Origin of the sequence: Trujillonella endophytica, from assembly GCF_900110555.1 — a bacterium.
GTDB lineage: Bacteria > Actinomycetota > Actinomycetes > Mycobacteriales > Geodermatophilaceae > Trujillonella > Trujillonella endophytica.
This window is the reverse complement of the sequence record NZ_FOEE01000001.1, coordinates 477,490-501,399: the sequence shown is the minus strand read 5'-3', so window position 1 is coordinate 501,399 and position 23,910 is coordinate 477,490. Positions and strand designations below refer to the sequence as shown.

Below are 23,910 nucleotides of genomic sequence, written 5' to 3'. Positions count from 1 at the left end.
GCCGAGGGCCCCGGCTCAGCGGGGCAGCGGGCTCCGGTCGCCGGCCGGCCGCCGGTGTCGCGCCCGGCTCCGGCGCCGGACGACCCGGCGCGGATGCTCCTCCGACTCCCGCTCCCAGCGCGCGGTCGACGCCCGGGCCAGGGCGATCACGACCGCCGTGGCGGCCAGGAAGCCCATGCCGGCCAGGCCCACCCATTCCATGACGCCCACCCCCGGTCCGGTTGCGGCGCCCGGGCGTCGTCGGCAACCGGAAGGGCAACGGTCCCCTCCCCCGCGCCGGCGCGGCAGGGGCTGCGGGCCGGGTGACCGAACCGTTACCGGACACGCCGGGCGGGCGGCGCCCCGGGGCGATCGGCCCTACAGCAGCTCGGCCAGCAGCGCCGCCGCCCGCGCGGCGCCGTCGGTCTCCACCGGCCGGTAGCGGACGTCGCGGCCGAGCTCGCCGACCAGCGCGGCGGCCAGGGCGTCGGGATCGGCCGCCTCCTCGTAGGGCAGGCACCGCCCGGCCCCGTACTGCTCCAGCCGCCGGCGCACGTGCAGGTTCTGCTCGAAGTGCCGGCGCAGCGGCACGTACACGAACGGCTTGTTCAGCGCGGTGAGCTCCATGCAGGTGGTCAGCCCGCCCTGGACGACGGCGACGTCGCAGGCGGCCAGGTACCGGTGCAGCTCGGGCAGGTAGCCGACCGTCCGCACGCCGGGGAGCTCCGGCAGGGACCGGGGGTCGATCCGCGGCCCCGTGACGACGGCGACGCGCAGCTCCGGCAGCAGCCGCCGGGCGAGCGGCACGGCGTCCAGTACCCGCCGCAGCAGCGATCCGCCGACCCCCGAGCCCCCGACGGTCACCAGGCACAGCGGCTGGCCGGGTGCGGCACCGAGCTCGGCGCGCAGCTCCTCCGTCCCGCCCAGCCGGGCGGGGTCGAAGCCGGTGACGTAGCCGGCGAAGTCGAACTCGGCCGCCGTCCAGTCGCGGATCCGCGGCAGCCCCGGGCCGAACTCCGCGTCCACGACGTCCGCGGGGTTGCCGACGAACACCGACCGGTCCCGCACCCACCGGTGGCGCTCGCGCTGCTCGAGCATCTCGGCGTTGAGGTCGGCGGTCAGGGCCGCCTCCCGGGCGCCGCCCTCGGGCATCGGCAGCCAGCCCACGAAGTCGGTCAGCCAGGCGAACCGGAAGCGCTTGAGCTCCGGGTTGTCGTGCAGGAAGTGGTCGACGTCCCAGGCCTCGTCGGCGACGACCAGGTCGTAGTGCTCCTCGCGCACGAGGTCGGCGAACACCATGAAGTTGGACACGAGGATCTCGTCCATCCGGCGGATCGCCGAGAAGGCGTGCAGGTCGTGCTCGCCGGCCTCGGCCTCGACGTGCCCGGACTCGTTCGCCAGCTGCGCCGACGCCGGGTGCACCCGCTCGCCGGCGTCGGCCAGCACGCTCGTCACCGGGTGCTGGGCCAGCCAGTCGATCGCCAGCCCGGGATGCCGGTCCCGCAGCTCCGCGGCGATGGCGACGTCACGGCGGGCGTGCCCCAGCCCGATCGGCGAGGACAGGTACAGCGCCCGGGGACCGCGGTGGGCGGCCCGGGTCCACGTCGTCCGCCGCGGGGGCGGCGGCGCCACCCGGGCGACGAACTCGTCGAGCAGCAGGTTGACCCGGACCGGGTCGCGGGCGTGCGGGCCGTGCCCGCTGCCCTCGAGCAGCACCAGCGAGCCGCCGGTGAGCTCGGCCAGCCGCTCCCCCACCCGCCAGGTGCGGATCCGGTCCTGCACGCCGTGGACGACGGTGACCGGGCAGCGGAGGAGCCGGCAGAGCGGCTCCAGCGGCTGGACCTCGGTGCCGTCGCAGCCCAGCCGCGCCGCCGTCGTGTCCACCAGCGTCTCGGGGGCGACGTCCCTCGCCCAGGCGATGCCGTCCTCGATCTGCTTGGTGGAGTGCGGCTCGGGGAACATCCGCGCGAAGAAGAACGCGAGGAAGTCGTCGTAGCCGCCCTCGGTCCACGCGTACCGGTTGTAGGCCGCCCAGCCCTCCCGGGTGTCGAGCCGGGTGTCCCAGACGTACCGCTCCCGTTCGGGGTCGGGAACGCCGAGCGCGCACGCCGGCCCGATGGCGAACACGCCCAGCGCCCGCTCCGGGGAGCGCGCGGCCACGTGCACCGCCCAGGTCGCCCCGCAGGAGAGGCCGACGAGCACGGCGGCGCCGGTGCCGGTCGCGTCGAGCACGGCGATCGCGTCCGCGGCGTACTCGGCGTCGGTGTAGGCCGCCGCCCCGACCGGGCGGCCCGAGCGCCCGCTGCCCCTGCCGTCGAAGGTGACCACGCGGTGGTGCCGGGCGAGGTGGCCGATCTGCGCCCGCCAGTGCCGCGACGGGATGATCGACCAGGTCGGCAGGAGCAGCACCGTCGTCCGGTGGTCGGACCCGTACACCTCGTAGGCCAGGGCCACGCCGTCCCGCTCGACGACGCCGTCCACGTCCGGGAGCACCGCGCGACCGCCGGGGTCGTGTGCCACCGGCCCACTCTGCTCCCCCGGGGTCCCCGGGGGAGCGTCGGCGAGCGTCGTCACGGCCGGATCTCGAAGACGTTGTTGAACGGCGTCGAGGCGGCGATGCCGAAGCGGGGGAAGCCCGCGGTGGTGGCGACGTCGCGGATCCGGGCCGGACCGGCCTGCGTGCCGAGGGCCGCGCCGACCTCCTGCGACAGCGAGGCGGGCGTGCACAGCAGCGTCGAGAAGCCGTAGTACGCGCGGCCGACCGGGTTGAGGTTGTCGGCGATCGCGTCTCCGGCCATCGGCTCGACGACCAGCCAGGTGCCGTCGTCGGCGATCGCGGCCCGCACGTGCCGGGCGGCGCCGATCGGGTCGCCCATGTCGTGCAGGCAGTCGAACATCGTGACCAGGTCGAACCCGGACCCGGAGAACGTGGCCGCCGGCGCCACCTCGAAGGAGACCCGGTCGTCGACGCCGGCCTCGGCCGCGCGGGCGCGGGCGGTCTCGATGGAGCCGGCGTGGTAGTCCGAGCCGACGAAGGTCGAGCGCGGGAAGGCCTGGGCCATGAGGATCGTCGAGGCGCCGTGGCCGCAGCCGACGTCGGCCACGCGCGCGCCGCGCTCGAGCTTGGCGACCACCCCGTCGAGGGCCGGCAGCCACTCGCCGATCAGGTGGGCGTTGTACATGGTGCGGAAGAACCGCTCGCAGCCGACGTGCACGTCGCTGTTGTGGGTGTGCCAGCCGCGGCCGTCGCCGCTGCGGGCGGCCTCGACGACCTCGTGCGCGTCGCGGGTGGTGCCGTGGGCGATCTGGAAGAAGCCGGGCAGGTAGGCCGGGCTGGTCGGGTCGGTCAGCGCCGCGGCCTGCTCGGCGGGCAGCGTGTAGCGGCCCGTGGCCGGGTCGAGCTCGACGATGGCGCCGGCGGCCTGGGCAGCCAGCCACTCGCGGGCGTAGTGCTCGCTGGTGCCGGTGCGCTCGGCGAGCTCGGCCGGGGTGGTAGGGGTGCCGTCGGCGAGGGCCCGGTAGTAGCCCAGCTGGTCGCCCATGACGACCAGCGCGGTGTTCAGGGTGGCGCCGACCTCCTCGACGGCGCGGAACACGAACGCCATCAGCTTGTCGGGGTCGATCGGTCGCGGGGTGGCCTGCTGCGGGGCGGTGGGGGCCGAGGCGGTGGTGGTCACGGAGTTCTCCTGGAGGCGGTTCGCGCGGTGGACCGGACGGCCGTCCGGACGTCGACGACGCTCGTCCCCCGCACCGCGCCGCCGCATCAGGGCACCCCCCTGGTTCCTCCCTAGACTCGGCGGATGCTGGTCGGCCGCGACCGCGAGCGCGCCCTGCTGCACGGCCTCGTCGCCGGCGCGCGGGTGGGCCAGGGCGCCGCGCTCGTGCTGGTCGGGGAGGCCGGCATCGGCAAGTCCGTGCTGCTGGCGGACGCCGACGAGGTCGCGTCGGCGTCCGGCATGCAGGTGCTCCGCGCGACCGGGACGGCGTCGGAGACCGGGATCGGCTTCGGCGCGCTGTCGCAGGTGCTGCGGCCGGTGCTGGGCCACCTGGACCGGATCCCGGCGCCGCAGGCCGCCGCGCTGGCGGCGGCGCTGGCGCTGCGGCCCGGCCCCGCCGGCGACCGCTTCGCGGTGGGGGCGGCCACGCTGAGCCTGCTCAGCCGGGCGGCCGAGGACGCCCCGCTGGCGGCGATCGTGGACGACGCCCACCTGCTGGACCAGCCCTCGGCGCAGGCGCTGGCGTTCGCGGCGCGGCGGCTGTCGGCCGACCCGGTGGTGCTGCTGGCCGCCGTCCGCGACGGGGAGCCGTGCGCCCTCACCGAGGCCGGCCTCCCGGTCCTGGCCGTGGCCGGCGTGCCGCTGGAGGCCGTGCCGCCCCTGCTGGGCGCGGCCGGCTCCCGGCTGGCCGGCGACGTGGTCGCGCGGCTGCACGCGGCCACCGGCGGCAATCCGCTGGCGCTGGCCGAGCTCGGCGCGGGCGGCCTGGGTCTGGAGGCGCTGCTCCCCGCGGCGCCGGTGCCTGTGCCGGCGTCGCTGGCCCGCGCGTTCGCGCTGCGGGCCGACCGCCTGTCCGGGCCGGCACGCACCGCGCTGCTGGTCGCCGCGACCGCCGGCGGCGACCTGGCCCCCGTCGACCGCGCCTGCCGGGCGCTCGGCACCTCGGCGGCCGCCCTGGAGGAGGCGGAGGCGGCCGGGCTGCTCACCATGTCCGGTGGTGGCCCCGCCTTCCGCCACGGTCTGGTCCGCTCCGCCGTCTACACCGAGGCCACCCCCGGGCAGCGGCGCGCGGTGCACCGGGCGCTGGCCGCCGCGCTGGCCGGCCGCGACGGGGACGGCGACGGGGACGGGGATGGGAACGGGGATGGGAACGGCAGCGACGGGAACGGCGGGGACGCGGCCGCCGACCGGCGGGCCTGGCACCTGGCCGAGGCGGCCCTCGGCCCGGACGAGCAGGCCGCCGCCGCCCTGGCCGCCGCGGCGGCACGCGCCCGGGAGCGCAGCGCCTACGCGGTCGCGGCGGACGCCGCCGAGCGGGCCGCCCGGCTCAGCCCCGACCCGGCCGACCGGGCCGAGCGGCTGGTCGTCGCGGCGGAGTCGGCCGAGCAGGCGGGCACCGCCGGCTCGGCGGCCGCCCTGCTCGCCGCGGTCGACGGGCTGCCGCTGAGCCCGGCGCTGCGCATCCGGATCGCGGCGCTGCGCGGCACCGTGGCCACGCGGACCGGAGCGGTCGAGGAGGCCCGCGACGTCCTCCTGGCCGCCGGCGACGAGGCCACCGCGACCGACCCCGACGCGGCGGTCCTGCTGCTGGCCGACGCCGTCCTCGCCTGCTTCCTGCTCGGCGACACGGCGACGCTGGCCGCGGCCGCCGCCCGGCTGGACCGGCTGCTCGGCACCGTCGGCCCGACCGCCGAGTGGGTGGCCACGATGGCCACCGGCGTGGCCGGCGTCCTGACCGGGCGGGGCGGTGCCGACCGCATCCGGCGGGCGCTCCTGGCGGCGACTCCCGACGGGGCACTGCCCCGCGACCCCCGGCTCGCCCCGCTGCTGGTGCTGGGCCCGCTGTTCCTGCGCGAGCGGGCGACGGGGCGGGACGTCGTGCCCGCCGTCGTCGAGGAGCTGCGCCGCCGGACCGACATCGGGCGGCTGCCGCTGCTGCTCTTCCTCGTGGCGCGCGACTGCGCCACCACCGATGCGTGGGCCGAGGCCGAGGTCGCCTACGCCGAGGGCATCGCCCTGGCGCGGGAGGCCGGCCAGGTCGCCGACCTGGCGATCTGCCTGGCCGGCCTGGCCTGGCTGGAGGCCCGGCAGGGCCGCGACGCCGCCTGCCGGGCGCACGCCGAGGAGGCGCGGTCGATCTGCACGCAGCGGCACCTGGGCGTGTTCACCGCGTGGTCGCTGTGGGCGCTGGGCGAGCTCGAACTGGGGGCGGGCCGGACCGCTGCCGCCGTCGACGCACTCGAGCGCCTGAGGGCGCTGCTGGTCGAGCAGGGCGTCGACGACGTCGACCTCTCCCCCGTTCCCGAGCTGGTGGAGGCCCTGGTCGGGGCCGGCCGGCCGGAGGCGGCGGCCGCGCTCGTGCCCGACCACTCCGCCCGCGCCGCCCGCAAGGGACAGCCGTGGGCGATGGCCCGGGCGGCCCGGGCGGCCGGGCTCGTCGCCGACGACGCCGACCTCGACGGCCGCTTCGGCGAGGCCCTGGCCCTGCACGCGCGGACGCCGGACGTCTTCGAGACCGCCCGGACCCAGCTGGCGTTCGGCGCGCGGCTGCGCCGGGCGCGGCGCCGGGCCGACGCCCGCGGACCGCTGGGCGACGCCCTGGCGGCCTTCGAGTCGCTGGGCGCCGGCCCCTGGGCGGACCGGGCCGCGGCCGAGCTGCGCGCGACCGGTGCGACGGCCGCCCGCCGCGCCGCCAGCCCCCTGCAGGCCCTCACCCCGCAGGAGCAGCAGATCGCCCGACTGCTCGCCTCCGGGCGGACGACGAAGCAGGCGGCGGCGGCGCTGTTCCTCAGCCCCAAGACCGTCGAGTACCACCTGCGGCACGTCTACCTGAAGCTGGGCGTCGGCTCCCGGGCCGAGCTGGCCGAGCGGCTCGGCGGGTCCGGCTGACCCTCACCCCCGGCCGGCGGCGCTCAGGATCGGGCCGATGTGCTCGGGCGAGAAGAACTCCTCCGGGGAGAGCGTGCCCGCGGTCATGCTCACGAAGTCGTCCATCGCCGCCTGGTCGCGCGAGACCGCGGCCAGCAGCTGCGCGACCTCCGGCGCGGGCGGCTCCAGGGTGGCCAGGCCCGTGGTGAACCCGTACATCGGCAGCGACCGGGTGTCGCGTTCGAACTGGTACCGGCCGAGCGCGTCGGCGAGCGATGCCTCGCCCCGCAGGCCCTGGTCCACGGCCGCCGCGCACAGTTCGGCGTCGCGGAGTGCGTCGCTGATCCCCTGGGCCGTGATCGGGTCCTTCACGTAGCCGGCGTCGCCCACCAGGGCCCAGCCGGGGCCCCCGGTCGCGCGGAAGGTGTTGGGCACGGCCGCGCCGCTGAACCGGTCCACCCGCGTGGCGGCGCGGACCCGCTCGGCGAACGCGGGCGCGAGCTCGAACGAGTCGAGGTAGTGGCGCTCGAGGTCGGCCTTGACCGCCGCCGCCTCGGCGTACGGCCAGCCGACGACGACCAGGGTGAGCCCGTCGCTCGTGGGGAGGGAGGCCCACCCCCGGCCGGGCCGCGCCACCGTGCCGAACGCGTCGACGGGCAGCCCGGTCCAGTAGGTGTAGGCCGACCACATCAGCCGGGGCCGGTCCATGTACTCCTCCGCGCCGACCGCCCTCGCCACGCGGGAGGACCGGCCGTCGGCGCCGATCACGACCCGCGCCCGCTCCCGCACCGGGCGACCGCCGGGGCCGTGGCCGACGATGCCGGCGACCGCGCCGTCGTCGTCGCGGAGGACGTCCTCGACCGTGACGCGCTCCCGCAGCTCCGCCCCCGCCGCGACCGCCGCCTCGACCAGGACCCGGTCCAGGTGGGTGCGGCGCGGCGCGTAGGCGGTCGACCCACCCTCGCAGGGCCGCGGCGTGCCGGCGATGGTGAACGCGCCGAAGTCGAACGTGTACCTGTCGATGGGCGGGCAGCCGCTCGCGGTGACGGCGTCCAGCAGGCCCCACCGCCGCAGCGCCGCGACGCCGGGGGCGTGGATCATCAGGGTGGACACGGTGTCGCTGGGGAACGTGGCCCGGTCCACCAGCAGCACCCGGTGCCCCGAGCGGGCCAGCAGCATCGCCGTCGGGGAGCCCGCGCACCGGGCGCCCACCACGATCGCGTCGTATCCGTCGTCCATGTCGACCTCCTCGGCAGCGGTGGGGACGACCGCGGCCCTCGACACGGACCGCGTGCACCGCAGTGGCCGTCCCGTCATGCTCCCGGCCCCCGGTACGGCGCCCCCAGGGCCGTTGTCCCCCATGCCGCCGTCCCCGGGCCCCACGGCGCGCGGGAGGGGCTCCCCGGCGGCGCCGCGGATGTGCTGTGCTCGCGGCGACCGCCCGCCGCGGGAGGAGCGCCGACATGGCCGTCCAGCTGAACCACACGATCGTCGCCGCCCGGGACGAGCAGGCCTCCGCCGCGTTCCTGGCCGAGGTGCTGGGCCGGCCGGCGCCCACCACCTACGGCCCGTTCGCGGTGGTGGAGCTCGACAACGGGGTGTCCCTCGACTTCATCGGGTCGGAGACCGTCCATCCCCAGCACTACGCGTTCCTCGTCACCGAGCAGGAGTTCGACGAGATCCTGGCCCGCATCCGCGCGGCGGGGCTGCCCTTCTGGGCCGATCCCGCCCGCCGCCGACCCGGGGAGATCAACACGAACGACGGCGGCCGCGGCGTCTACTGGCCCGACCCCGACGGCCACTTCCTCGAGATCATCACCCGCCCGTACGGCGGATGACGCCAGGCGGCGGGCCCCCGTCGAGACGCGCGGTGTGGTGGCGGCGCTCCCGGGTACCGGCACCGGGGACGGGGATCGCACCGACGACGAGGAGCACGACATGGAGCTGGGTGGACTCGGGGACAAGGCGAAGAAGGCCCTGGACAGCGAGAAGGGCGAGAAGCTGAGCGACTCGGCCCTGGAGCGCGGCGAGGAGTTCGCCGACGACAAGACCGGCGGGAAGTACGACAAGCACACCGACACGGCCGGCGACAAGGCCGACGAGTTCCTCGGGCAGCGGGACTCCGGCGGCGCCTGACCGGCCCCCGGCGGGTGGGTTCCTCCGCGCACCCACCCGCCGGCCCGGGCTGTGCCCGCTCGCCGGCTCCGCCGCCGCACGCTTCGGCGACGGCGATGACCACCCCGAGGGGATCGGGCTGACGGGTACCGGCCGGCGGCCGGGCGTGCGGCTGCCCGCCCGCTGACCCGCGCCTGCCCTCCGCGGGCCCGGCGGCGCGTGCGAGCATCGGCCCTCGTGCGACGGCCCCGGAGACGCGCTTCCGGGGCCGAGCTCCCGGAGCGCAACGGTGCCCGCACCGTCATGCCCCGCGAGGTGCGCGTCCTGGCGGTCGTGGCCTTCGTGGTCGCGCTCGGCTTCGGCATCGTCGCGCCCGCCATCCCCCTGTTCGCCCGCGACTTCGGCGTCGGCACCACCGCGGTCGGCCTGGCGGTGAGCGCGTTCGCGTTCTTCCGGTTCGTCTCCGCCTTCTCCGGCGGCTCGCTGGTCGAGCGCTTCGGCGAGCGGGCCGTGCTGGCCACCGGGCTGGTCGTCGTCGCCGTCACCACCGGCCTGGCCGGGCTGGCCGGGTCGTTCCCGGTCTTCCTCGCGTTGCGCGCGACGGGCGGGATCGGCAGCGCGATGTTCACCGTCGCCTCGCTGGCGTTGCTGCTGCGGGTCTCCCCGCCCACGCATCGGGGGCGCGCCGCCGCCACCTACCAGGGCGGGTTCATCCTCGGCGGTATCGCCGGGCCGGCGGCCGGCGGGCTGCTGACCCAGCTCTCGCCGCGGCTCCCGTTCCTCCTGTACGCCGTGGCGCTCCTGGCCGCCGGAGCCGTGGCCCTGGTGCTGCTGCGGACGCCCGCGGGGGTGCCCGGCGCGGGGGTGGCGGGGGCGGCCCCGGACCTCGAGCGGGGGCCCGTGCGCCTCCGCAGGGCGCTGCGCTCGCGGGTGTACATCGCGGCGCTCGTCGCCAACCTGGGGGTCGGCTGGGTGCTGTTCGGCGTCCGCAACTCGCTGGTGCCGCTGTACGTGACCGAGGAGCTGGGCCGGGGCGCGGCGTGGGCCGGCGCCGGGTTCCTCGCCGGGTCGGCCGCGCAGGCGCTGGGGCTGCTGCGCTCGGGCCGGCTGGCCGACACGTGGGGACGGCGGCCCTCCCTCGTGCTCGGCGCGGCCCTGGGCACGGCGTCGATGGCGCTGCTCGTGCTGCCGCCGGTGACCTGGGTGTTCCTGCTGTCGATGGCCGGCTACGGGCTGGCCGCGTCGCTGCTGGCGAGCGTGCCGGCGGCGCTGGTGGGTGACGTCAGCCCGGCGCGCGGCGGACGCGTCGTGGCGGTCTTCCAGATGTCGGCGGACCTGGGCGCGGTGGTCGGACCGCTCGCGGCGGGCTGGCTGACCGACGCGTTCTCCTACCAGGTGGCGTTCGGGGTGAGCACCGCCGTCGTCGCGGCGGGCCTGGTGACCGCGCTGGCCCTTCCCCGCCGCTGAGCGGAGGATGGAGGGGCGCCCGGGAGGGCCCGTCGTGAACCTGTCGACGGAGGGACCGCAATGGTGCGGCGTCTCGTGTTGTGGGCTGTGCCCGTGATCGCGCGGGTGATCGGGCCGTTGGCGCGCCGGTGGCTGCCCGTCCAGGACCCCTACGACGACAGCCGGTGAGCGTCCGCCGGCATCGCCGGCCGGTGCTCCGGGCCGGGGCGTCGATCAGGGGCGCCACTCCTGGCGGTAGTCGGGGTGGTCGGCATAGGGCAGCGCGAGCAGTGCCAGCGTGAGGGCCGCGAGCTGGTGCGCGTCGGCCGGCGGCACCGGGAAGTCGGCCATCCCGGTCTGCCGCGATCCCACGAACGCCACCTCGGGGCGCAGGTCGCGACAGGCCAGCACCAGCCGCCAGCGGGCCGCGCAGTCCGCGAGCACCGCCTGCGGATCGTGCCGGGCGACGTGCTCGCGCACCCCGGCCGGCACCCGCTCCCCGAGTCCGCCCGCCGGCCACCGGTCGCCCGCCTGCGCCGCGACCCGCTTGTCCTCGGCGATTCGGGCCAGCAGGAACTCGTCCAGGCGCGGTTGCATGTCCGGCTCCAGCCCCGAGCCCGTCTCCATCGCGCTCATGGCGACCTCCTCCTGGATCGGCCCGAGTCTCGCGTGCTCAGCCGGCACCGACGACCCCCTCGGGTGCGGTGTCCGCATCGACCGTCCCGGTTGGGCCGGGTTCGGGAGCGGGAGGCTCCGTCGGCTCCGTCGGGGCCGGCTCCGACGCCGTGGGCTCGGCGGGGGTGGGCTGGGAGGGGGCGGGCTCGGACGGCGTGCCGGAGGGAGCGGACGTCCCCGGATCCGCCGGCGTCGTCCCGGGATCGGAGGGCGTGCTGCCCGGATCGATGGGCGTGGTCGCCGGGTCCGACGGCGTCGCGCCCGGGACGCCGGGCCCGGTCGGGGCGGTCGTGCCCGGGGCGGTCGTGCCCGGCCCGCCGGACGGGGCCTCGGCGGACCCCGCCGCCGGTGAACCGGTCCCGACGACGACCTGCTGCCCGGCCGGGCCGGCCGGCGCGTCGGACGCCTCCGGCAACGCCTCCTCGGCCGGCGCGACGGCGACGGTGACGCGCACCTCGTCCCCCTCGTCCAGGCGGGTGCCGACCGGGCTCACGGCGAGGACCGTGCCGGCGGGGTGCTCGGCCGTCACCTCGTCCACGCGGACGACGTCGAGGCCGAGGGACCCCAGCTCGCCGGCGACGTCCTCGTACTCGCGGCCCACGTGGTCGGCCGCGGCCAGCAGCACTCCCTGGTCCGCGGCTGCGGACGGCCCCTGGGCCACCGTGTCCTCGTCCCCGCCGCCTCCGCCGCCGCCTCCGCCGAGCACGAACGCCAGCGACCCGGCCACCAGCAGCAGGGCGAGCAGCGGCAGCAGCACCGACAGCGCGCGCCGCCCCTGCTGCGTCCCGGGTGCACGGAGCGCGCTCGCGCCGGCGAGGACGCGGACCGGTCGGGTGTAGGCCGCGGTGCCGCCGGGCGCCTGCCCGTGGTCGAGCGTCTCCTGGACGGCGTCGAGGAACGCGCCCCCGTCGGGGACCCGGTCCTGCGGGTCCTTGACCAGCGCCGAGTCGATGAGGTCCCGGACCTCGTGGGGCAGGTCGGCCGGCAGCGGCTCCGGGTCCTCGACCACGTGCTTGAGCGCCACCGTCACCGGGTTGTCGCCGGCGAAGGCCGCGTGCCCCGTCAGGGACTCGTAGCCGACCAGCCCGAGCGCGTACACGTCGCTGGCGGGCGTGGCCGGCTCCCCCTTCGCCTGCTCCGGCGACATGTACTGGGCGGTGCCGATCACCTGCCCGGTCCGGGTCAGGTGCACGCTGTCGGTGGACCGGGCGATGCCGAAGTCGGTCAGCTTCACCGCGCCGTCGGCCCGCACCAGGATGTTCGCCGGCTTCACGTCCCGGTGGACGACGCCGTGCCGGTGCGCCTCGGCGAGGCCGGCGGCGGTCTGCCGCAGCACCGACAGCGCGGCCTGCGGCTCCATCGGCCCGTCCGCGGAGAGCCGGGCCGACAGCGGCGCCCCGTCGACCAGTTCCATGACCAGGTAGGCCAGGTGCTCGCCGGCCTCGTCGGGCGACGCCTCGCCGTAGTCCAGGACGGCGGCGATGTTCGGGTGGCTGAGCGACGCGGCGTTGCGCGCCTCGGCCCGGAACCGCTGGATGAAGGTGGGGTCGTCGGCGAACTCGCTGCGCAGCACCTTCACCGCGACCGCCCGCTGCAGGACGACGTCCCGTCCGCGCCAGACCTCTCCCATTCCCCCCGTGGCGATCCGCTCCTCGAGTGCGTACCGGCCCCCCAGGAGCCGGCGTTCCCCCTCGCCGGTCGACACGCTGATCACCCTCGCCCTCGATGCGCGGGCTGCTCCCGCTCCCCGCTGAGTCCCCCGTTCGGGTGAACGCCACACCCCGATCCCGGATCGGCGCGTCGCGGCGCGGGCCGGGGGCGGGGGCCGGGGGTCCTCAGCCGGAGGCCGGGGGGCCTCAGCCGGAGGCCGCGGGTACCTGCCGGCTCACCTTCCGCCACAGCCAGCCCGACGGGACCCGCCGCCCGCTGACGAGGTACTCCGGGATGGCGTCGTCCAGCAGCGTCGCCTCCAGCGCGCGGCGCACCGCGGGCCGCCCGGCGAGCAGGAGCTCGTCCCCGGGCCGCAGGACGACGTCGTCGCCGGGTGCGAGCAGGTGCTCCTCGCCCTGGCGCACCACCAGGGGCACCGCGGCCAGCCGGCGGTCCCGGTCCACCGGGCTGCGCAGCAGGTCGCCGAGCCGCAGCCGGCCCTCGGCCAGCCAGCTGGTCAGCGACGGCGCCTCGGTGTCGTCCAGCCGCACCTTCCACAGCGGGTCCAGGTGCCGCCCGCACTGCTCGACCAGCCGGTCGGTGACCGCGGCGGCCCAGGCGTCGTCCCGGTCCAGCAGCCCGCGCAGGAACCGCCACAGCAGGGGGGTCGACAGCTGCGCGTACGCCTCGTGTGCGACGACGGCCGTGGGCACCAGCAGCGCGTCGACCTCCAGCGCCGCGAACAGGGCGGCGCTGGTCGGGGCGTTCTGCCGGGCCGCGACGAAGACGCCGGGCGCCACCCTCCGCGCCTCGGCCACCAACGACATGTTGGTGATGTCGTCGTCGCTGCCGGCGACGAAGCCGACGGCGCCCACGAGCCCCGCCGCGGCGAGGACGTCGGGGTCGGAGGCGTCCCCGACGACCGTCGGCCCCTCCTCCCCCGGGGCGGGCCGCCGGTCGATCGTCACGACCTCCAGGCCCTCGGCCCGCAGGTCGGTGGCGAAGTGCCGGCCGAAGGTGCCGTAGCCGGCGACCACCCAGCGGCCGGGCGCGGGCGCCGGCCGCCGCTCCGGGAGCTCGGCGCCGGGCCCGGTCTCCAGCCAGGTGGTCAGCTGGTAGGACGACGGCGCGCGCAGGGCCAGCCGCAGCCGGTCGCCGAAGCGGTCGAAGGGGTTGATCACCGTGGGCGAGCCGAAGGCGCGCATCCGCTCGGCGACCACGCCCGACGTCGTCCGGGCGACGACCGGCAGCTCCGGGCGCAGCAGCGCGGCGCTGATCACCACGGCCAGGTTCGCCTGGTCGTCGCTGGTGAGCGCGACGACGCCCTCGCACCACGGGTGGTCCAGCCCGGCGACGACGAGGTCGTGCAGGTCCCGGGCGTCGCCGACCAGGCCCGGCACGTCGGCGTGCGAGGTGTTGAGCTCCAGCGCGTCGATGCGGGTCGCGTCGAGGTCGACGACGGTGAACCGGCGCCCCAGCGCGTCGAAGGAGTCCCCGAGCATCTCGCCGGTCTGCCCGTAGCCGGCCATCAGCAGGAAGGGCTCCCGCAGCCGCGCCACCTTCCGGGTGACGTGCCCGGTGATCAGCGCCCGCCGGAACGCGCGGTCCTGCAGCAGGGTCAGGACCGAGCCGATCGCGTACGCCCACCCGACGACGGTCAGGTAGATCGCGCCGGTGACCCACATCCGCTGCGCGTAGGTGAACTCGTTCGGCAGCTCCCCGAAGCCGATCGTCGTCGCGGTGTAGCTCATGAAGTAGAACGCGTCGAAGACGCTCATCCGCGCCGGCCGGCCCGCGGCGTCCTGACCCGGGACGAGGCTCAGGCCGACGACGCTGATCGTGAACACCAGGATCAGCGTGATCAGCGGCGCCCGGAGCCGGCGCAGGACGACGAACACCGCGCCCGACTCCTGCGACCGCGTGACCACCCGCTGCCGCCGCCGCATCCGCCGCGGCGCCGGGGCGGCCGGCCCCTGGCCCGAGCCGGCGAACAGCCGCCAGAAGGCCCGCAGCACCCCGCTCACGCCGGCCGCCGTCAGCGTCGCTGGAACGACACGGTCTCGACGACGAGCAGCACCAGCGAGACCACGTTGGCCAGCAGCGCGCCGCCCGAGAGCGAGACGACGCTCGCGGTGGCCTCCGCGTCGAGCCCCGCGCTGCTGACCTGCTCGGCGTAGACGTAGACGACCGTCGCGGTGATCAGCTGCAGGTCGGCGACGAGGCTGGTGGCCAGGTGGACGGCGCCGATCTGCGTGCGGTCGCCGAACTTCAGGACCGTGGCGATGAGGTTGACCACCACCGCGGCGTACAGCTCCCACGGGTTGTGCAGCGCGGGGTCGTCGATGTCGCCGATGAAGAACCCGAAGTTCAGCGTGGCGGCGAGCAGCACGAAGAACCCGAAGACCACCTTCTCGAGGTTCATCCGCCTCCCGCCCTGACTCCCACCCTGACCTGGCCCGACGGTGGCCGACGCTAGCGCCGACGCCGGTCTCCCGCCGGTCGACGGCCGCGGCGTCCTCCGGGTGGGGGACGGCGGGGCCCTGGTGTGGGCGACCGGGCAGGGCCACGCTGCGCCCCATGACCACCGAGGCCACCTGGCTGGAGTCCATGCCCGCCGTCTACGACCGGCACCTGGGCGCCGCCCTGTTCGAGCCCTTCGCCCGGGAACTGGCCGGCCGCGCGGCGGCCCTGCGCCCCGCGCGCGTGCTGGAGGTGGCGGCCGGCACGGGGATCGGGACCCGCCGGCTGCGGGCCGCGCTGCCCGACGCGGCGATCCTGGCCACCGACCTCAACCCGGCCATGGTCGCCGCCGGGGCCGAGCGCGTCCCGGACGTCGAGTGGCGCGCCGCCGATGCCCTGGACCTCGGCGTCCCCGACGGCTCGGTGGACCTCGTGGCGTGCTCGTTCGGCGTCATGTTCGTCCCCGACAAGCCCGGCGCCTTCGCCGAGGTCGCCCGCGTCCTCGCCCCCGGCGGGACGCTGCTGTTCACCGCCTGGGACGACGTGGCGCGGTCGACGTTCCCGGCCGCGCTGGTGACCGCCCTGGCCGAGGTGCTGCCCGAGCAGACGCCGCAGTTCATCGAGCGCGTGCCCCACGGCTACGCCGACCCCGCGACCATCGCCGTCGACGTCGCCGCGGGCTCCCTCGCCGTCCAGGACCTGACCACCCTGACCCTGACCGGCGAGGCGCCGTCGGCCCGGTCGCTGGCCGAGGGCTTCTGCCTCGGCACCCCGCTGCGCTTCGCCCTCGAGCTGCACGGCCCCCTGGGCGAGCTGACCGACGCGATCGCCGACCGGATGACCGCGCTGCTCGGCGAGGGCCCCGTCCGCGGGGACCTGACGGCGCACGTCGTCACGGCCTCGCGCCCGGCCTGATCCCCGGCCCGACCCCCGGCCCGAGCCCGCCGCCGGATCCTCCGGCGGCCGCCGATGGCAGGAAAACGATGCAGCACGGCAGACGCGACACTGGGCGGGCGGCCGGCGGGTCGGCATGCTCGTGGCGTGGAGACCACCCGGCCGCCTGCCCTCGACCACCACGAGCGCCTCGCCGCGCTCGCCGCCGAGCAGGGTGCCGTCGCCGCGCTGGCCGCCGGCGCCCCGGCCGACCTCCCGGTGCCGGCGTGCGGGGACTGGACGGTCGGCGTGCTCGTGCGGCACCTCGCCGCCGTCCACCGGTGGGCCGCGCAGGCGACCCGCACCGACCCCGCCGGCGAGCTGCCCGACATGCGGCCGGCGTGGCGGGCCACCACCGCCGGGGACTATCCGGCCGCCGCCGCGGAGCTGCGCGACGCCCTCGCCGACCCGGCGCGGCCCTGCGTCACGCTGACCGGCCCCGGCACCGCGGGCTGGTGGACCCGCCGGCAGCTGCACGAGACGCTCGTGCACCGCCTCGACCTCGCCGCGGCCCTGGGCCGGGAGGCGCCCGTCGACCCCGGGATCGCCGCCGACTGCGTCGCCGAGGTCCTGGACACCATGCAGCCGCGGCAGGTCGCCCTCGGCCGGATGCCGCCGCCGGTCGCCGGGCTGCGGCTCACGGCGCCGTCGGGCAGCTGGGTGCTCGGCCCGGCGCCGGTCGCGGAGGTCACCGGCGACGAGGCCGCCCTCGCCCTGCTGCTGTGGCGCCGGCTGGGCCTGGACGACGGCGTCGGCGACGGGCGCCTCACCGTGACCGGCGACCGCGCCGCGGCGGCGGCCCTCCTCGCCGAGGCGGTGGTCCCGTGAGCGGCTACCCGCTGCGCTCGGTCGTCGCCGTCGCCCTGCCCGGGGTGTCGCCGTTCGAGCTGAGCGTGCTGTGCGAGGTGTTCGGCATCGACCGCACCGGCGACGGCGTGCCGGCGTTCGACTTCGCCGTCGTCACCGAGCACCCCGGGCGCGTGCCGACGTCGATGGGGTTCGGGCTCGACGTCGCCGACGGGCTGGACCGCGCGGCCCGGGCCGACCTGGTCGCCGTCCCCGCGCGGCCCCTGGGGCAGCCGGCGCCCGCGGCCGTCGTCGCGCTGCTGCGGGAGACCGTCGCGCGCGGCGCCCGGGTGCTGTCGATCTGCAGCGCCGCGTTCGTGCTCGCCGAGGCCGGGCTGCTCGACGGCCGCCCCTGCACCACGCACTGGATGAACACCGCCGAGCTCGCGCGGCGCTACCCGCGGGCGCGGGTCGACCCCGACGTCCTCTACGTCGACGACGGCGCGGTGGTCACCAGCGCCGGCACCGCCGCCGGCATCGACGCCTGCCTGCACCTGGTGCGGCAGGCCCACGGGGCGACCGTCGCCGCGCGGATCGCCCGGCGGATGGTCGTGCCGCCGCACCGTGACGGCGGCCAGGCCCAGTACGTCGCCACCCCGCTCCCCCGCGCGGCCGACGACGACGTGGCCGCCCTGCAGGAGTGGGCGCTGGAACACCTGGCCGAGGACCTCTCCGTGGAGCGGCTGGCGCGCCGGGCGCTGGTCTCCCCCCGGACGCTGGCCCGCCGCTTCGCCGAGACCTGCGGAACGACCCCCGCGGCCTGGGTGGCCCGCATGCGGCTGCAGCGGGCGCAGGAGCTGCTGGAGACGACCGCCCTGCCGGTCGACGCGATCGCCGCCGAGGTCGGCTGGGGCACCGGGGCGGTGCTGCGCTCCCACTTCACCAAGCTCGGGACGACGCCGCTGGCCTACCGGCGCACGTTCGCCGGCCCGCCGGTGGTACGGCAGTCGGCATGAACGAGCCGCCCGGCGACACGCTGTTCGTCGACCCCCTGTTCGACGAGGCGTGGGCGGCGCTGGGCGGCGGTCCGCACGCGCCGGTGACCGTGCAGGGGTCCACCGGGCTGGCCGGGCCGCTGGCCGCCGAGGAGCTGGCGCTGGCCGCCGTCGCCGCGCAACTGCTGGCCGCGCGGGAGTGGCGCGGCGCGGGATCCATCGACGACAGGGCCCCGGTGGAGCTGGACGCCCGGCACGTCGGGCTCGCGGTCCGCAGCGAGCGGTTCGTGCGCCGTGGCGACCGCCCGGTCGGGCCCGGGTTCGCGCCGATGTCGCGGTTCTGGCGCACCGCCGACGGGTGGGTGCGGTTGCACGCCAACTACCCGCACCACCGCGCCGCCGTCCTGTCCGTGCTCGGGGAGGACGACCCGGACGCGACGGCGGCCGCCCTGGCCGCCGTCGAGCTGGAGGAGGCGGTGGTCGCGGCAGGCGGCGCGGCGGCCGCCGTCCGCACCGAGGCGGAGTGGGCCGGCTCGCCGCCGGGCCGGGCGGTCGCCGGCCTCCCGCTGCTCGGGCTGGACCGGATCGGGGAGGCACCGGCGCGCGACGCCGCCCGCCCGCGGGTGCTCGCCCTCACCCGGGTGATCGCCGGTCCGGTCGCCGCCCGCACGCTGGCCGCCCACGGCGCCGACGTGCTGCGGCTGGAGAGCCCGCGGCTGCCCGAGGACCCCGGCACGCTCGCCGACACCGGCTCCGGGCAGCGCACCGCGGTGCTCGACCTGGCCACGCACAGCGGGCGGGCGACGGCCGAGGAGCTGCTGGCCGCCGCCGACGTCGTCCTCCTGGGGTACCGGCCCGGCGCCCTGGAGGCGCTCGGCCTGGACCCGGCGGAGCTCGCGGTCCGGCATCCGCACCTGGTGGTCGTCCGGCTGTCGGCGTGGGGCACCGACGGCCCGTGGGGACGGCGGCGCGGCTTCGACTCCCTCGTGCAGGCCGCGACCGGGATCGCGACCGCGTGCGGCGGCCCCGGGGCGCCCGGCGCGCTGCCCGCCCAGGTGCTCGACCACGCCACCGGCCACCTCGCCGCGGCCGCCGCCCTGCGCGCGCTCGCCCGCCGGCGCGCCGAGGGCGGCACCTGGTCGGCCGAGCTGGCGCTTGCCCGCACCGCGGCGCGGCTGCTCGCCGCCGGGCGCCGTCCCGACCGGCCGGGGGACGAGCCGGATCCCGCGCCCTACCTCGTGGACCTGCCCGCGGACGGCGGCCCGCTCACCGTCGTCGGCCCGCCGGGATGCCCGCCGTGGACGCACGCCGCCCTGCCCGCCGAGCCGGCCTGGCTCGCCGGCCCCTGAGCGACCGCGGCGGCACGTCGAGCCGGTCGGCCGCCCGGAGAGCCGCGCCGTGGCCCGGCTGCCCGGTCGCTCGCGCGGCTCACCCCCCGAGGCGGTAGGCCGCGATGCGCTCGCCGACGGCCTCCAGCAGTTCCGCCGCCCGGCGCATGCTGCGCGCCGGATCGGGTTCGAGGTCGCGCAGCTCGTGGACGGCGGAGAGCCCCGCGGCCGCGGGATCGCGCAGGTCGCAGCGCCCGGCCACCGCGACCACCTCGGCTCCTGCCGCGCGGGCGGCCGCCGCGACGCCCACCGGCCCCTTGCCGCGCAGGCTCTGCGCGTCCAGCCGCCCCTCGCCGACGACCACCAGGTCGGCGCCGCGCACCGCGTCGGCGAAACCGGTCAGCTCCAGCAGGAAGGCCGCGCCCGGCACGATCCGCGCGCCCAGCAGCGCCGCCGCGCCGAAGCCCAGCCCGCCGGCCGCGCCCGCCCCCGGCAGGTCGCGCAGGTCGCTGCCGGTGGTGGCCGCGACGACGTCGGCCCAGCGGGTCAGCGCGCGGTCCAGCAGCGCCACGGTCCCCGGGCCGGCGCCCTTCTGCGGCCCGTAGACCGCGGCCGCGCCGGCCGGTCCGGTGAGCGGGTTGTCCACGTCGCAGGCCACGAGCAGCTCGACCCCGGGAAGCCGCGGGTCGAGCCCGGCGAGGTCGAGGCGGTCGAGGTCCGCCAGCCCCGCCCCGCCGGGGCCCAGCGGCGTCCCCCCGGCGGCCAGCAGCCGGGCGCCCAGCGCGCCGACCGCCCCCGCACCGCCGTCGGTGGTGGCGCTGCCGCCGATGCCGAGCACGATCCGGCGCGCGCCGGCGTCCAGGGCGGCGGCCACCAGGCGGCCCACGCCCGCGGTCGAGGCGGCGCGGGCGGTTCCGTCGTCCGGCCGCCCCGGCAGCAGGCCGAGCCCGGCCGCGGCCGCCATCTCCACGACGGCGGTCCCCCCGCGGACGGCGAACACCGCCGCCACCGGCCTCCCCAGCGGCCCGGGCACGCGCGCGGGAACCGGCGCGAAGCCCGACCGCAGCACGAGGTCGACTGTGCCCTCGCCGCCGTCGGCCACCGGGTGCTCGACCACCTCGACCTCGGGCGCGCCCCGGCGCAGCCCGCGGGCCAGGGCGGCGGCGGCCTCGGCGGCGGTCAGCGACCCCTTGAACGAGTCCGGGGCGACGACCACCCGCACGCGTGCCATGCCCCCAGCCTGCACCCCGCCGAGCAGGCAGGATGGACCCGTGGACCTGGGACTGCACGGCCGGCGCGCGATCGTGACCGGCGCGAGCCGCGGCATCGGGCTGGCCGTCGCCGAGGCGCTGGCCGCCGAGGGCGCCTCCGTGGCGCTGGTCGCGCGCGACGCCGCCGGGCTGGCCGCGGCCGCCGACCGGGTGGCCCGGCACGGCGGACCGGTGCTGCCGCTGTCGGCCGACACCACCGACGATCCCGCCGTCCACGGCATGGTCGACCGCGTGGTCGGCGAGTGGGGCGGGGTCGACGTGCTGGTCAACTGCGCCGCCCGGCCGGCGTCGGCGGGCGCGACGCCGCCGCTGGCCGCCCTGACCGACGACGACGTCCGCGCGGAGCTCGAGACCAAGGTGCTCGGCTACCTGCGCTGCGCCCGGGCGGTGGCGCCGCACATGACCGCGGGCGGATGGGGCCGGATCGTCAACGTCAGCGGCCTCAACGCGCTGCGCACCGGCTCCCTCGTCGGCTCGGTGCGCAACGTCGCCGTCGCCGCCATGACGGCGAACCTGGCCGACGAGCTCGGCCCGGCCGGGATCACGGTCACCTGCGTGCACCCGGGGATGACGGTCACCGAGCGGACGGCGGCCATGGTCGCCGACCGCGCGGCCCGCGACGGCGTCGACGAGGCCGAGGCGGCCCGGCGGATGGCCGCGGGCACGAGCATCGGCCGGCTGGTCACGGCGGCGGAGGTGGCCGACCTCGTGGCCTTCCTCGCCTCGCCGCGCAGCGCCGGCATCACCGGGGAGTCGATCGCCGTCGGCGGCGGCACCCGCGGCGTCATCCACTACTGACCCCCTCGACCGCCGGCCCGGGCGAGCGGTCGGGTTCAATTCCCATCAAGTCGATCGAGGAGCTGAGGATGCCACGGGCCGGGACACCGCTGCGGAAGCTGGGCTTCCTGACCATCGGGTCGTTCGACCCGGCCGACCCCGCCGCCGGGCACGAGACCACGCTGCGGGTCGTCGAGCTCGGCGAGCAGCTCGGCCTCGACAGCGCCTGGTTCCGCCACCGGCACCTGCAGTACGGGATCTCCTCGCCGGTCGCCGTCCTGGCCGCGGCCACGCAGCGCACGCGCCGGATCGAGCTCGGCACCGCGGTGACCCCGCTGGGCTGGGAGAACCCGCTGCGGCTGGCCGAGGACTGGGCGACCGTCGACATCCTCTCCGGCGGGCGGCTGAACCCCGGGATGAGCGTCGGCCCGCCGATGCACTGGGACGACGTGAAGGCCGCGCTCTACCCCGACACGGCCGACGTCGAGGACTTCTCCTACGAGCGCGTGCTGCGCCTGCTCCGGCTGATCGCCGGCGACCCGGCCAGCACGTTCTCCGGCCGCGAGGGCGTGGTCGAGGAGTTCTCCGACCGGGTGCAGCCGCACTCGCCGGGCCTGCGGGCGCGCGCGTGGTACGGCGGGGCGGGTCTGCGGTCGGCGGAGTGGGCGGGCGAGAACGCGATGAACCTGCTGACCAGCAGCGTGGTGCGGTCGGAGGAGATCGACGGCGTGGACCCCGCGGACTTCGCCGGCATCCAGGCCGCGCACCTGCGGGCCTTCCGCGCCGAGCACCCCGACGGGGCCGCCGCCCGGGCCTCCCAGGGCCTGGTCGTCGTCCCCACCGACTCCGCGACCCCCGAGCAGCGGGCCCGGTACGAGGCCTACGTGGCGGCGCGCACCCCGCGGACGACGGCGCCGCAGGGTCCGGCGCGGATGCTCTTCGCCCGCGACCTGATCGGCCCCTCGGAGGCCATCGCCGAGCAGCTCTACGCCCATGCCGGCTTCCGCGAGGTCGACGAGGTGGTGTTCGCGCTGCCGTTCGGCTTCGCCGATGCCGACTACGTGCAGCTCCTCACCGACATCGCCACCCGGCTCGGCCCGGCCCTGGGCTGGCGGCCCGCCGGGTGAGATCCCGCGCGCCCCGGCCCCCCGCCCATGCGCCGGCCACCCCGCGGGCCACCCCGCCGGCGAGTTCCGGACGGTGCCGGCGCGATCACCCCGGCACCGTCCCGAAGGCGCCGGCACGGTCGCCGTCGGCTTCTTGCGGAGATCGTGCGGAACGGCTGCGGGGATCGTGCGGCGCGGCCGGCAGAGTCCTCCCTGTCGCCGGGTCACGGGGGGAACGGCGACGCGAGCACGGGGGAACGGGCCCCGCTCACCGCCTCGGGGGAGGGCAGGTGGGCGGGGCTCGGCCCGTTTCCCGGCCCGGTCGCGCGCGGACCCGTCGACGGCGATCGCCGGGACGGCGCATCATGCCCCGCCACCTCCGCCGCGGCCTGGCCGCAGACGCCGGACGGCTGCGGGAGCTCGCCGAGCGGGGTCGGTGCTCAGAGGCTGACCGCGACCGTCGCCGCGAGCTCCCGGACCGCCTCGAGATCGGCCGGTCCGGAAGCCCCGGTGAGGCTCAGCGGCGCGGCGACCTGCTTCCAGCGGAGCGCGCCGGTGACCTTCGCGATGCTGGTCAGCGCGCCCGCGGTGTCGTCGTTGCCGTGCACGTAGACGCCGAACGGCAGGCCGACCGTGGCGTCCAGGCACGGGTAGTAGACGGTGTCGAAGAAATGCTTGAGCGCCCCCGACATGTAGCCGATGTTCGCGGGCGTGCCGAGCAGGACGCCGTCCGCGGCGAGCAGGTCCGCCGCGCCCGCCGAGAGCGCCGGACGCACGGTCGCCTCGACGTCGTCGACCATCGCGACGCCCTCCCGCACCGCCTCCAGCACGGCCTGCAGCGCGGGCGAGGGGGTGTGGTGGACGACGAGGAGGCGGGGCACGCCGTCATCCTGCCCGGCCGGCGATCGCCACGGCCGCCTCGGCGACCAGCTCGTCGAGCACCCGGCGGACGACGACGCGCTCGGCGACGTCCGGGCGCAGCAGCGCCTCGACCCGGCGCCCGGCGCGCACCCCGGCCAGCGGCAGCAGCCGCACCCCGGGGTGCGTGCCACCGGTGTGCCGCGGCAGCAGCGAGACGCCGTGCCCGGCGGCGACCAGCGCCTCCACCACCGAGAAGTCGTTGATCCGGGAGGTGATCCGCGGCGGCACCCCGGCCGCGGCGGCGACGGCGTCGAGCACCGTGGCCACCGGGAACCCCTGGCGGACGGCGATCCACTCCTCGTCCACCAGGTCGCCCGGCCGCACCGAGTCCCGGCCGGCCAGCGGGTGGTCGACCGGGACGGCGACGTCCAGCGGCTCGCGCAACAGCGGGACGACGGTCAGCCGCGCCCCCGCGCCGGGCCAGCCCGCCCCGCCGTCCGGCCGGTGCGCGACCACGACGTCGACCCGGTCGGTCAGGCCGGGGAACTCGTCCTGCGCGACGTCCTCGTCGGAGCACTCCAGGTCGATCCCGCCCAGCGCCCGCACCCGGGTCAGCAGGCCCGGGAACAGCAGCTGCGCGCCGCTCTGGAACGCCGACACCCGCACCGTGCCCTCCGGCCGGTCGAGGAACACCGCGCACGCCGCCCGGGCCCGCTCGAGCGCGACCGCGACGTCGACCGCCGCGTCGGCCAGCGCCTCCCCCGCCGCGGTCAACCGCAGCCCCCTGCCGACCCGTTCGGTGAGCGGCACGCCGGCGTCGCGGGTCAGCGCGGCCAGCTGCTGCGAGACCGCCGACGGCGTGAGGTGCAGCACCGCCGCGGCCGCACTGACGCCGCCCTGCGTCCGCACCGCCCGCAACGTGTCCAGGGCGCGGATGTCCATGT

21 protein-coding genes are annotated in these 23,910 nt (G+C 77.6%); 10 read left to right on the top strand and 11 right to left on the bottom strand.

Annotated features, from left to right (window positions below; all coding sequences use genetic code 11):
- Positions 1-15: 15 nt before the first annotated feature.
- The 3 genes from BMY88_RS02410 to BMY88_RS02400 form a co-directional block, all read right to left on the bottom strand.
- On the bottom strand, positions 16-210 hold the full coding sequence (locus BMY88_RS02410; RefSeq protein WP_091939686.1) for a hypothetical protein: 195 nt from the start codon (positions 208-210) through the stop codon (positions 16-18).
- A 147-nt stretch (positions 211-357) separates the two neighbouring features.
- A complete protein-coding gene (locus tag BMY88_RS02405) occupies positions 358-2,499 on the bottom strand; it encodes an alpha/beta fold hydrolase (protein ID WP_211435430.1) in 2,142 nt (713 codons plus the stop codon).
- Positions 2,500-2,549: 50 nt separating this feature from the next.
- Positions 2,550-3,656, bottom strand: a complete 1,107-nt coding sequence (locus tag BMY88_RS02400) for a class I SAM-dependent methyltransferase (RefSeq protein WP_244524415.1) — start codon at positions 3,654-3,656, stop codon at positions 2,550-2,552.
- Positions 3,657-3,779: 123 nt separating this feature from the next.
- Here BMY88_RS02400 and BMY88_RS02395 point away from each other — a divergent pair, with 123 nt between their 5' ends.
- Positions 3,780-6,584, top strand: coding sequence for a helix-turn-helix transcriptional regulator (locus tag BMY88_RS02395; protein ID WP_091939681.1), 2,805 nt, complete (start codon positions 3,780-3,782; stop codon positions 6,582-6,584).
- 3 nt (positions 6,585-6,587) lie between these two features.
- Here BMY88_RS02395 and BMY88_RS02390 read toward each other — a convergent pair whose 3' ends face one another.
- Complete coding sequence (locus tag BMY88_RS02390; RefSeq protein WP_091939679.1) at positions 6,588-7,802, bottom strand: NAD(P)/FAD-dependent oxidoreductase; 1,215 nt, start codon at positions 7,800-7,802, stop codon at positions 6,588-6,590.
- 224 nt (positions 7,803-8,026) lie between these two features.
- On the opposite strand from BMY88_RS02390, the gene BMY88_RS02385 reads away from it, so the two are divergent.
- From BMY88_RS02385 to BMY88_RS02375, 3 genes are all read left to right on the top strand, one after another.
- Entirely contained in the window at positions 8,027-8,401 is a 375-nt protein-coding gene (locus BMY88_RS02385; RefSeq protein WP_091939677.1) for a VOC family protein, read from the top strand.
- 100 nt (positions 8,402-8,501) lie between these two features.
- The gene (locus BMY88_RS02380) at positions 8,502-8,699 is read left to right on the top strand and encodes an antitoxin (protein ID WP_091940015.1); all 198 of its coding nucleotides are present in this window, start codon (positions 8,502-8,504) and stop codon (positions 8,697-8,699) included.
- Between the two features lie 282 nt (positions 8,700-8,981).
- The gene (locus BMY88_RS02375; RefSeq protein WP_091939675.1) at positions 8,982-10,145 is read left to right on the top strand and encodes an MFS transporter; all 1,164 of its coding nucleotides are present in this window, start codon (positions 8,982-8,984) and stop codon (positions 10,143-10,145) included.
- Positions 10,146-10,358: 213 nt separating this feature from the next.
- Here the strand turns inward: BMY88_RS02375 and BMY88_RS02370 are convergent, their stop codons facing one another.
- From BMY88_RS02370 to BMY88_RS02355, 4 genes are all read right to left on the bottom strand, one after another.
- On the bottom strand, positions 10,359-10,760 hold the full coding sequence (locus BMY88_RS02370; RefSeq protein WP_244524414.1) for a DUF6221 family protein: 402 nt from the start codon (positions 10,758-10,760) through the stop codon (positions 10,359-10,361).
- 37 nt (positions 10,761-10,797) lie between these two features.
- Positions 10,798-12,504, bottom strand: a complete 1,707-nt coding sequence (locus BMY88_RS02365; protein WP_244524413.1) for a protein kinase domain-containing protein — start codon at positions 12,502-12,504, stop codon at positions 10,798-10,800.
- A gap of 151 nt (positions 12,505-12,655) precedes the next feature.
- Complete coding sequence (locus BMY88_RS02360; RefSeq protein ID WP_244524412.1) at positions 12,656-14,473, bottom strand: potassium channel family protein; 1,818 nt, start codon at positions 14,471-14,473, stop codon at positions 12,656-12,658.
- A gap of 11 nt (positions 14,474-14,484) precedes the next feature.
- Positions 14,485-14,871, bottom strand: a complete 387-nt coding sequence (locus tag BMY88_RS02355; protein WP_091939673.1) for a DUF6394 family protein — start codon at positions 14,869-14,871, stop codon at positions 14,485-14,487.
- A 155-nt stretch (positions 14,872-15,026) separates the two neighbouring features.
- On the opposite strand from BMY88_RS02355, the gene BMY88_RS02350 reads away from it, so the two are divergent.
- The 4 genes from BMY88_RS02350 (at position 15,027) to BMY88_RS02335 (ending at position 18,972) form a co-directional block, all read left to right on the top strand.
- Positions 15,027-15,824: a class I SAM-dependent methyltransferase gene (locus BMY88_RS02350; RefSeq protein WP_211435429.1), complete on the top strand. Its 798-nt coding sequence runs from the start codon at positions 15,027-15,029 to the stop codon at positions 15,822-15,824.
- A 126-nt stretch (positions 15,825-15,950) separates the two neighbouring features.
- Positions 15,951-16,670 (top strand): maleylpyruvate isomerase family mycothiol-dependent enzyme, encoded by a 720-nt coding sequence (locus BMY88_RS02345; protein WP_170860914.1) that lies wholly within the window; start codon positions 15,951-15,953, stop codon positions 16,668-16,670.
- Entirely contained in the window at positions 16,667-17,644 is a 978-nt protein-coding gene (locus tag BMY88_RS02340) for a GlxA family transcriptional regulator (RefSeq protein WP_211435428.1), read from the top strand. Before BMY88_RS02345 ends, BMY88_RS02340 begins: the two co-directional genes overlap by 4 nt.
- Positions 17,641-18,972: a CoA transferase gene (locus BMY88_RS02335; RefSeq protein WP_091939669.1), complete on the top strand. Its 1,332-nt coding sequence runs from the start codon at positions 17,641-17,643 to the stop codon at positions 18,970-18,972. The genes BMY88_RS02340 and BMY88_RS02335 overlap by 4 nt, the downstream gene beginning before the upstream one ends.
- Before the next feature lie 79 nt (positions 18,973-19,051).
- Here the strand turns inward: BMY88_RS02335 and BMY88_RS02330 are convergent, their stop codons facing one another.
- Positions 19,052-20,182 carry a glycerate kinase gene (locus BMY88_RS02330; protein ID WP_091939667.1) on the bottom strand — a complete coding sequence of 377 codons (1,131 nt, stop codon included), beginning with the start codon at positions 20,180-20,182 and terminating at the stop codon, positions 19,052-19,054.
- Between the two features lie 40 nt (positions 20,183-20,222).
- Between BMY88_RS02330 and BMY88_RS02325 the strand changes: the two genes are divergently transcribed.
- Entirely contained in the window at positions 20,223-21,020 is a 798-nt protein-coding gene (locus BMY88_RS02325) for an SDR family NAD(P)-dependent oxidoreductase (RefSeq protein WP_091939666.1), read from the top strand.
- Positions 21,021-21,088: 68 nt separating this feature from the next.
- Positions 21,089-22,126, top strand: coding sequence for an LLM class flavin-dependent oxidoreductase (locus tag BMY88_RS02320; protein ID WP_091939665.1), 1,038 nt, complete (start codon positions 21,089-21,091; stop codon positions 22,124-22,126).
- A 419-nt stretch (positions 22,127-22,545) separates the two neighbouring features.
- On the opposite strand, the gene BMY88_RS02315 is transcribed toward BMY88_RS02320, so the two are convergent.
- On the bottom strand, positions 22,546-22,986 hold the full coding sequence (locus BMY88_RS02315; RefSeq protein ID WP_091939664.1) for an NAD(P)H-dependent oxidoreductase: 441 nt from the start codon (positions 22,984-22,986) through the stop codon (positions 22,546-22,548).
- A gap of 4 nt (positions 22,987-22,990) precedes the next feature.
- Positions 22,991-23,908, bottom strand: a complete 918-nt coding sequence (locus tag BMY88_RS02310; RefSeq protein WP_091939663.1) for a LysR family transcriptional regulator — start codon at positions 23,906-23,908, stop codon at positions 22,991-22,993.
- Between the last annotated feature and the right edge of the window lie 2 nt (positions 23,909-23,910).

Coding starts and splice junctions, on each gene's coding strand:
- BMY88_RS02385 (WP_091939677.1), top strand. CDS start 8,027: ATGGCCGTCCAGCTGAACCACACGATCGTCGCCGCCCGGGACGAGCAG.
- BMY88_RS02320 (WP_091939665.1), top strand. CDS start 21,089: ATGCCACGGGCCGGGACACCGCTGCGGAAGCTGGGCTTCCTGACCATC.
- BMY88_RS02330 (WP_091939667.1), bottom strand. CDS start 20,182: ATGGCACGCGTGCGGGTGGTCGTCGCCCCGGACTCGTTCAAGGGGTCG.
- BMY88_RS02335 (WP_091939669.1), top strand. CDS start 17,641: ATGAACGAGCCGCCCGGCGACACGCTGTTCGTCGACCCCCTGTTCGAC.
- BMY88_RS02395 (WP_091939681.1), top strand. CDS start 3,780: ATGCTGGTCGGCCGCGACCGCGAGCGCGCCCTGCTGCACGGCCTCGTC.
- BMY88_RS02350 (WP_211435429.1), top strand. CDS start 15,027: ATGACCACCGAGGCCACCTGGCTGGAGTCCATGCCCGCCGTCTACGAC.
- BMY88_RS02390 (WP_091939679.1), bottom strand. CDS start 7,802: ATGGACGACGGATACGACGCGATCGTGGTGGGCGCCCGGTGCGCGGGC.
- BMY88_RS02375 (WP_091939675.1), top strand. CDS start 8,982: ATGCCCCGCGAGGTGCGCGTCCTGGCGGTCGTGGCCTTCGTGGTCGCG.
- BMY88_RS02310 (WP_091939663.1), bottom strand. CDS start 23,908: ATGGACATCCGCGCCCTGGACACGTTGCGGGCGGTGCGGACGCAGGGC.
- BMY88_RS02370 (WP_244524414.1), bottom strand. CDS start 10,760: ATGAGCGCGATGGAGACGGGCTCGGGGCTGGAGCCGGACATGCAACCG.
- BMY88_RS02355 (WP_091939673.1), bottom strand. CDS start 14,871: ATGAACCTCGAGAAGGTGGTCTTCGGGTTCTTCGTGCTGCTCGCCGCC.
- BMY88_RS02380 (WP_091940015.1), top strand. CDS start 8,502: ATGGAGCTGGGTGGACTCGGGGACAAGGCGAAGAAGGCCCTGGACAGC.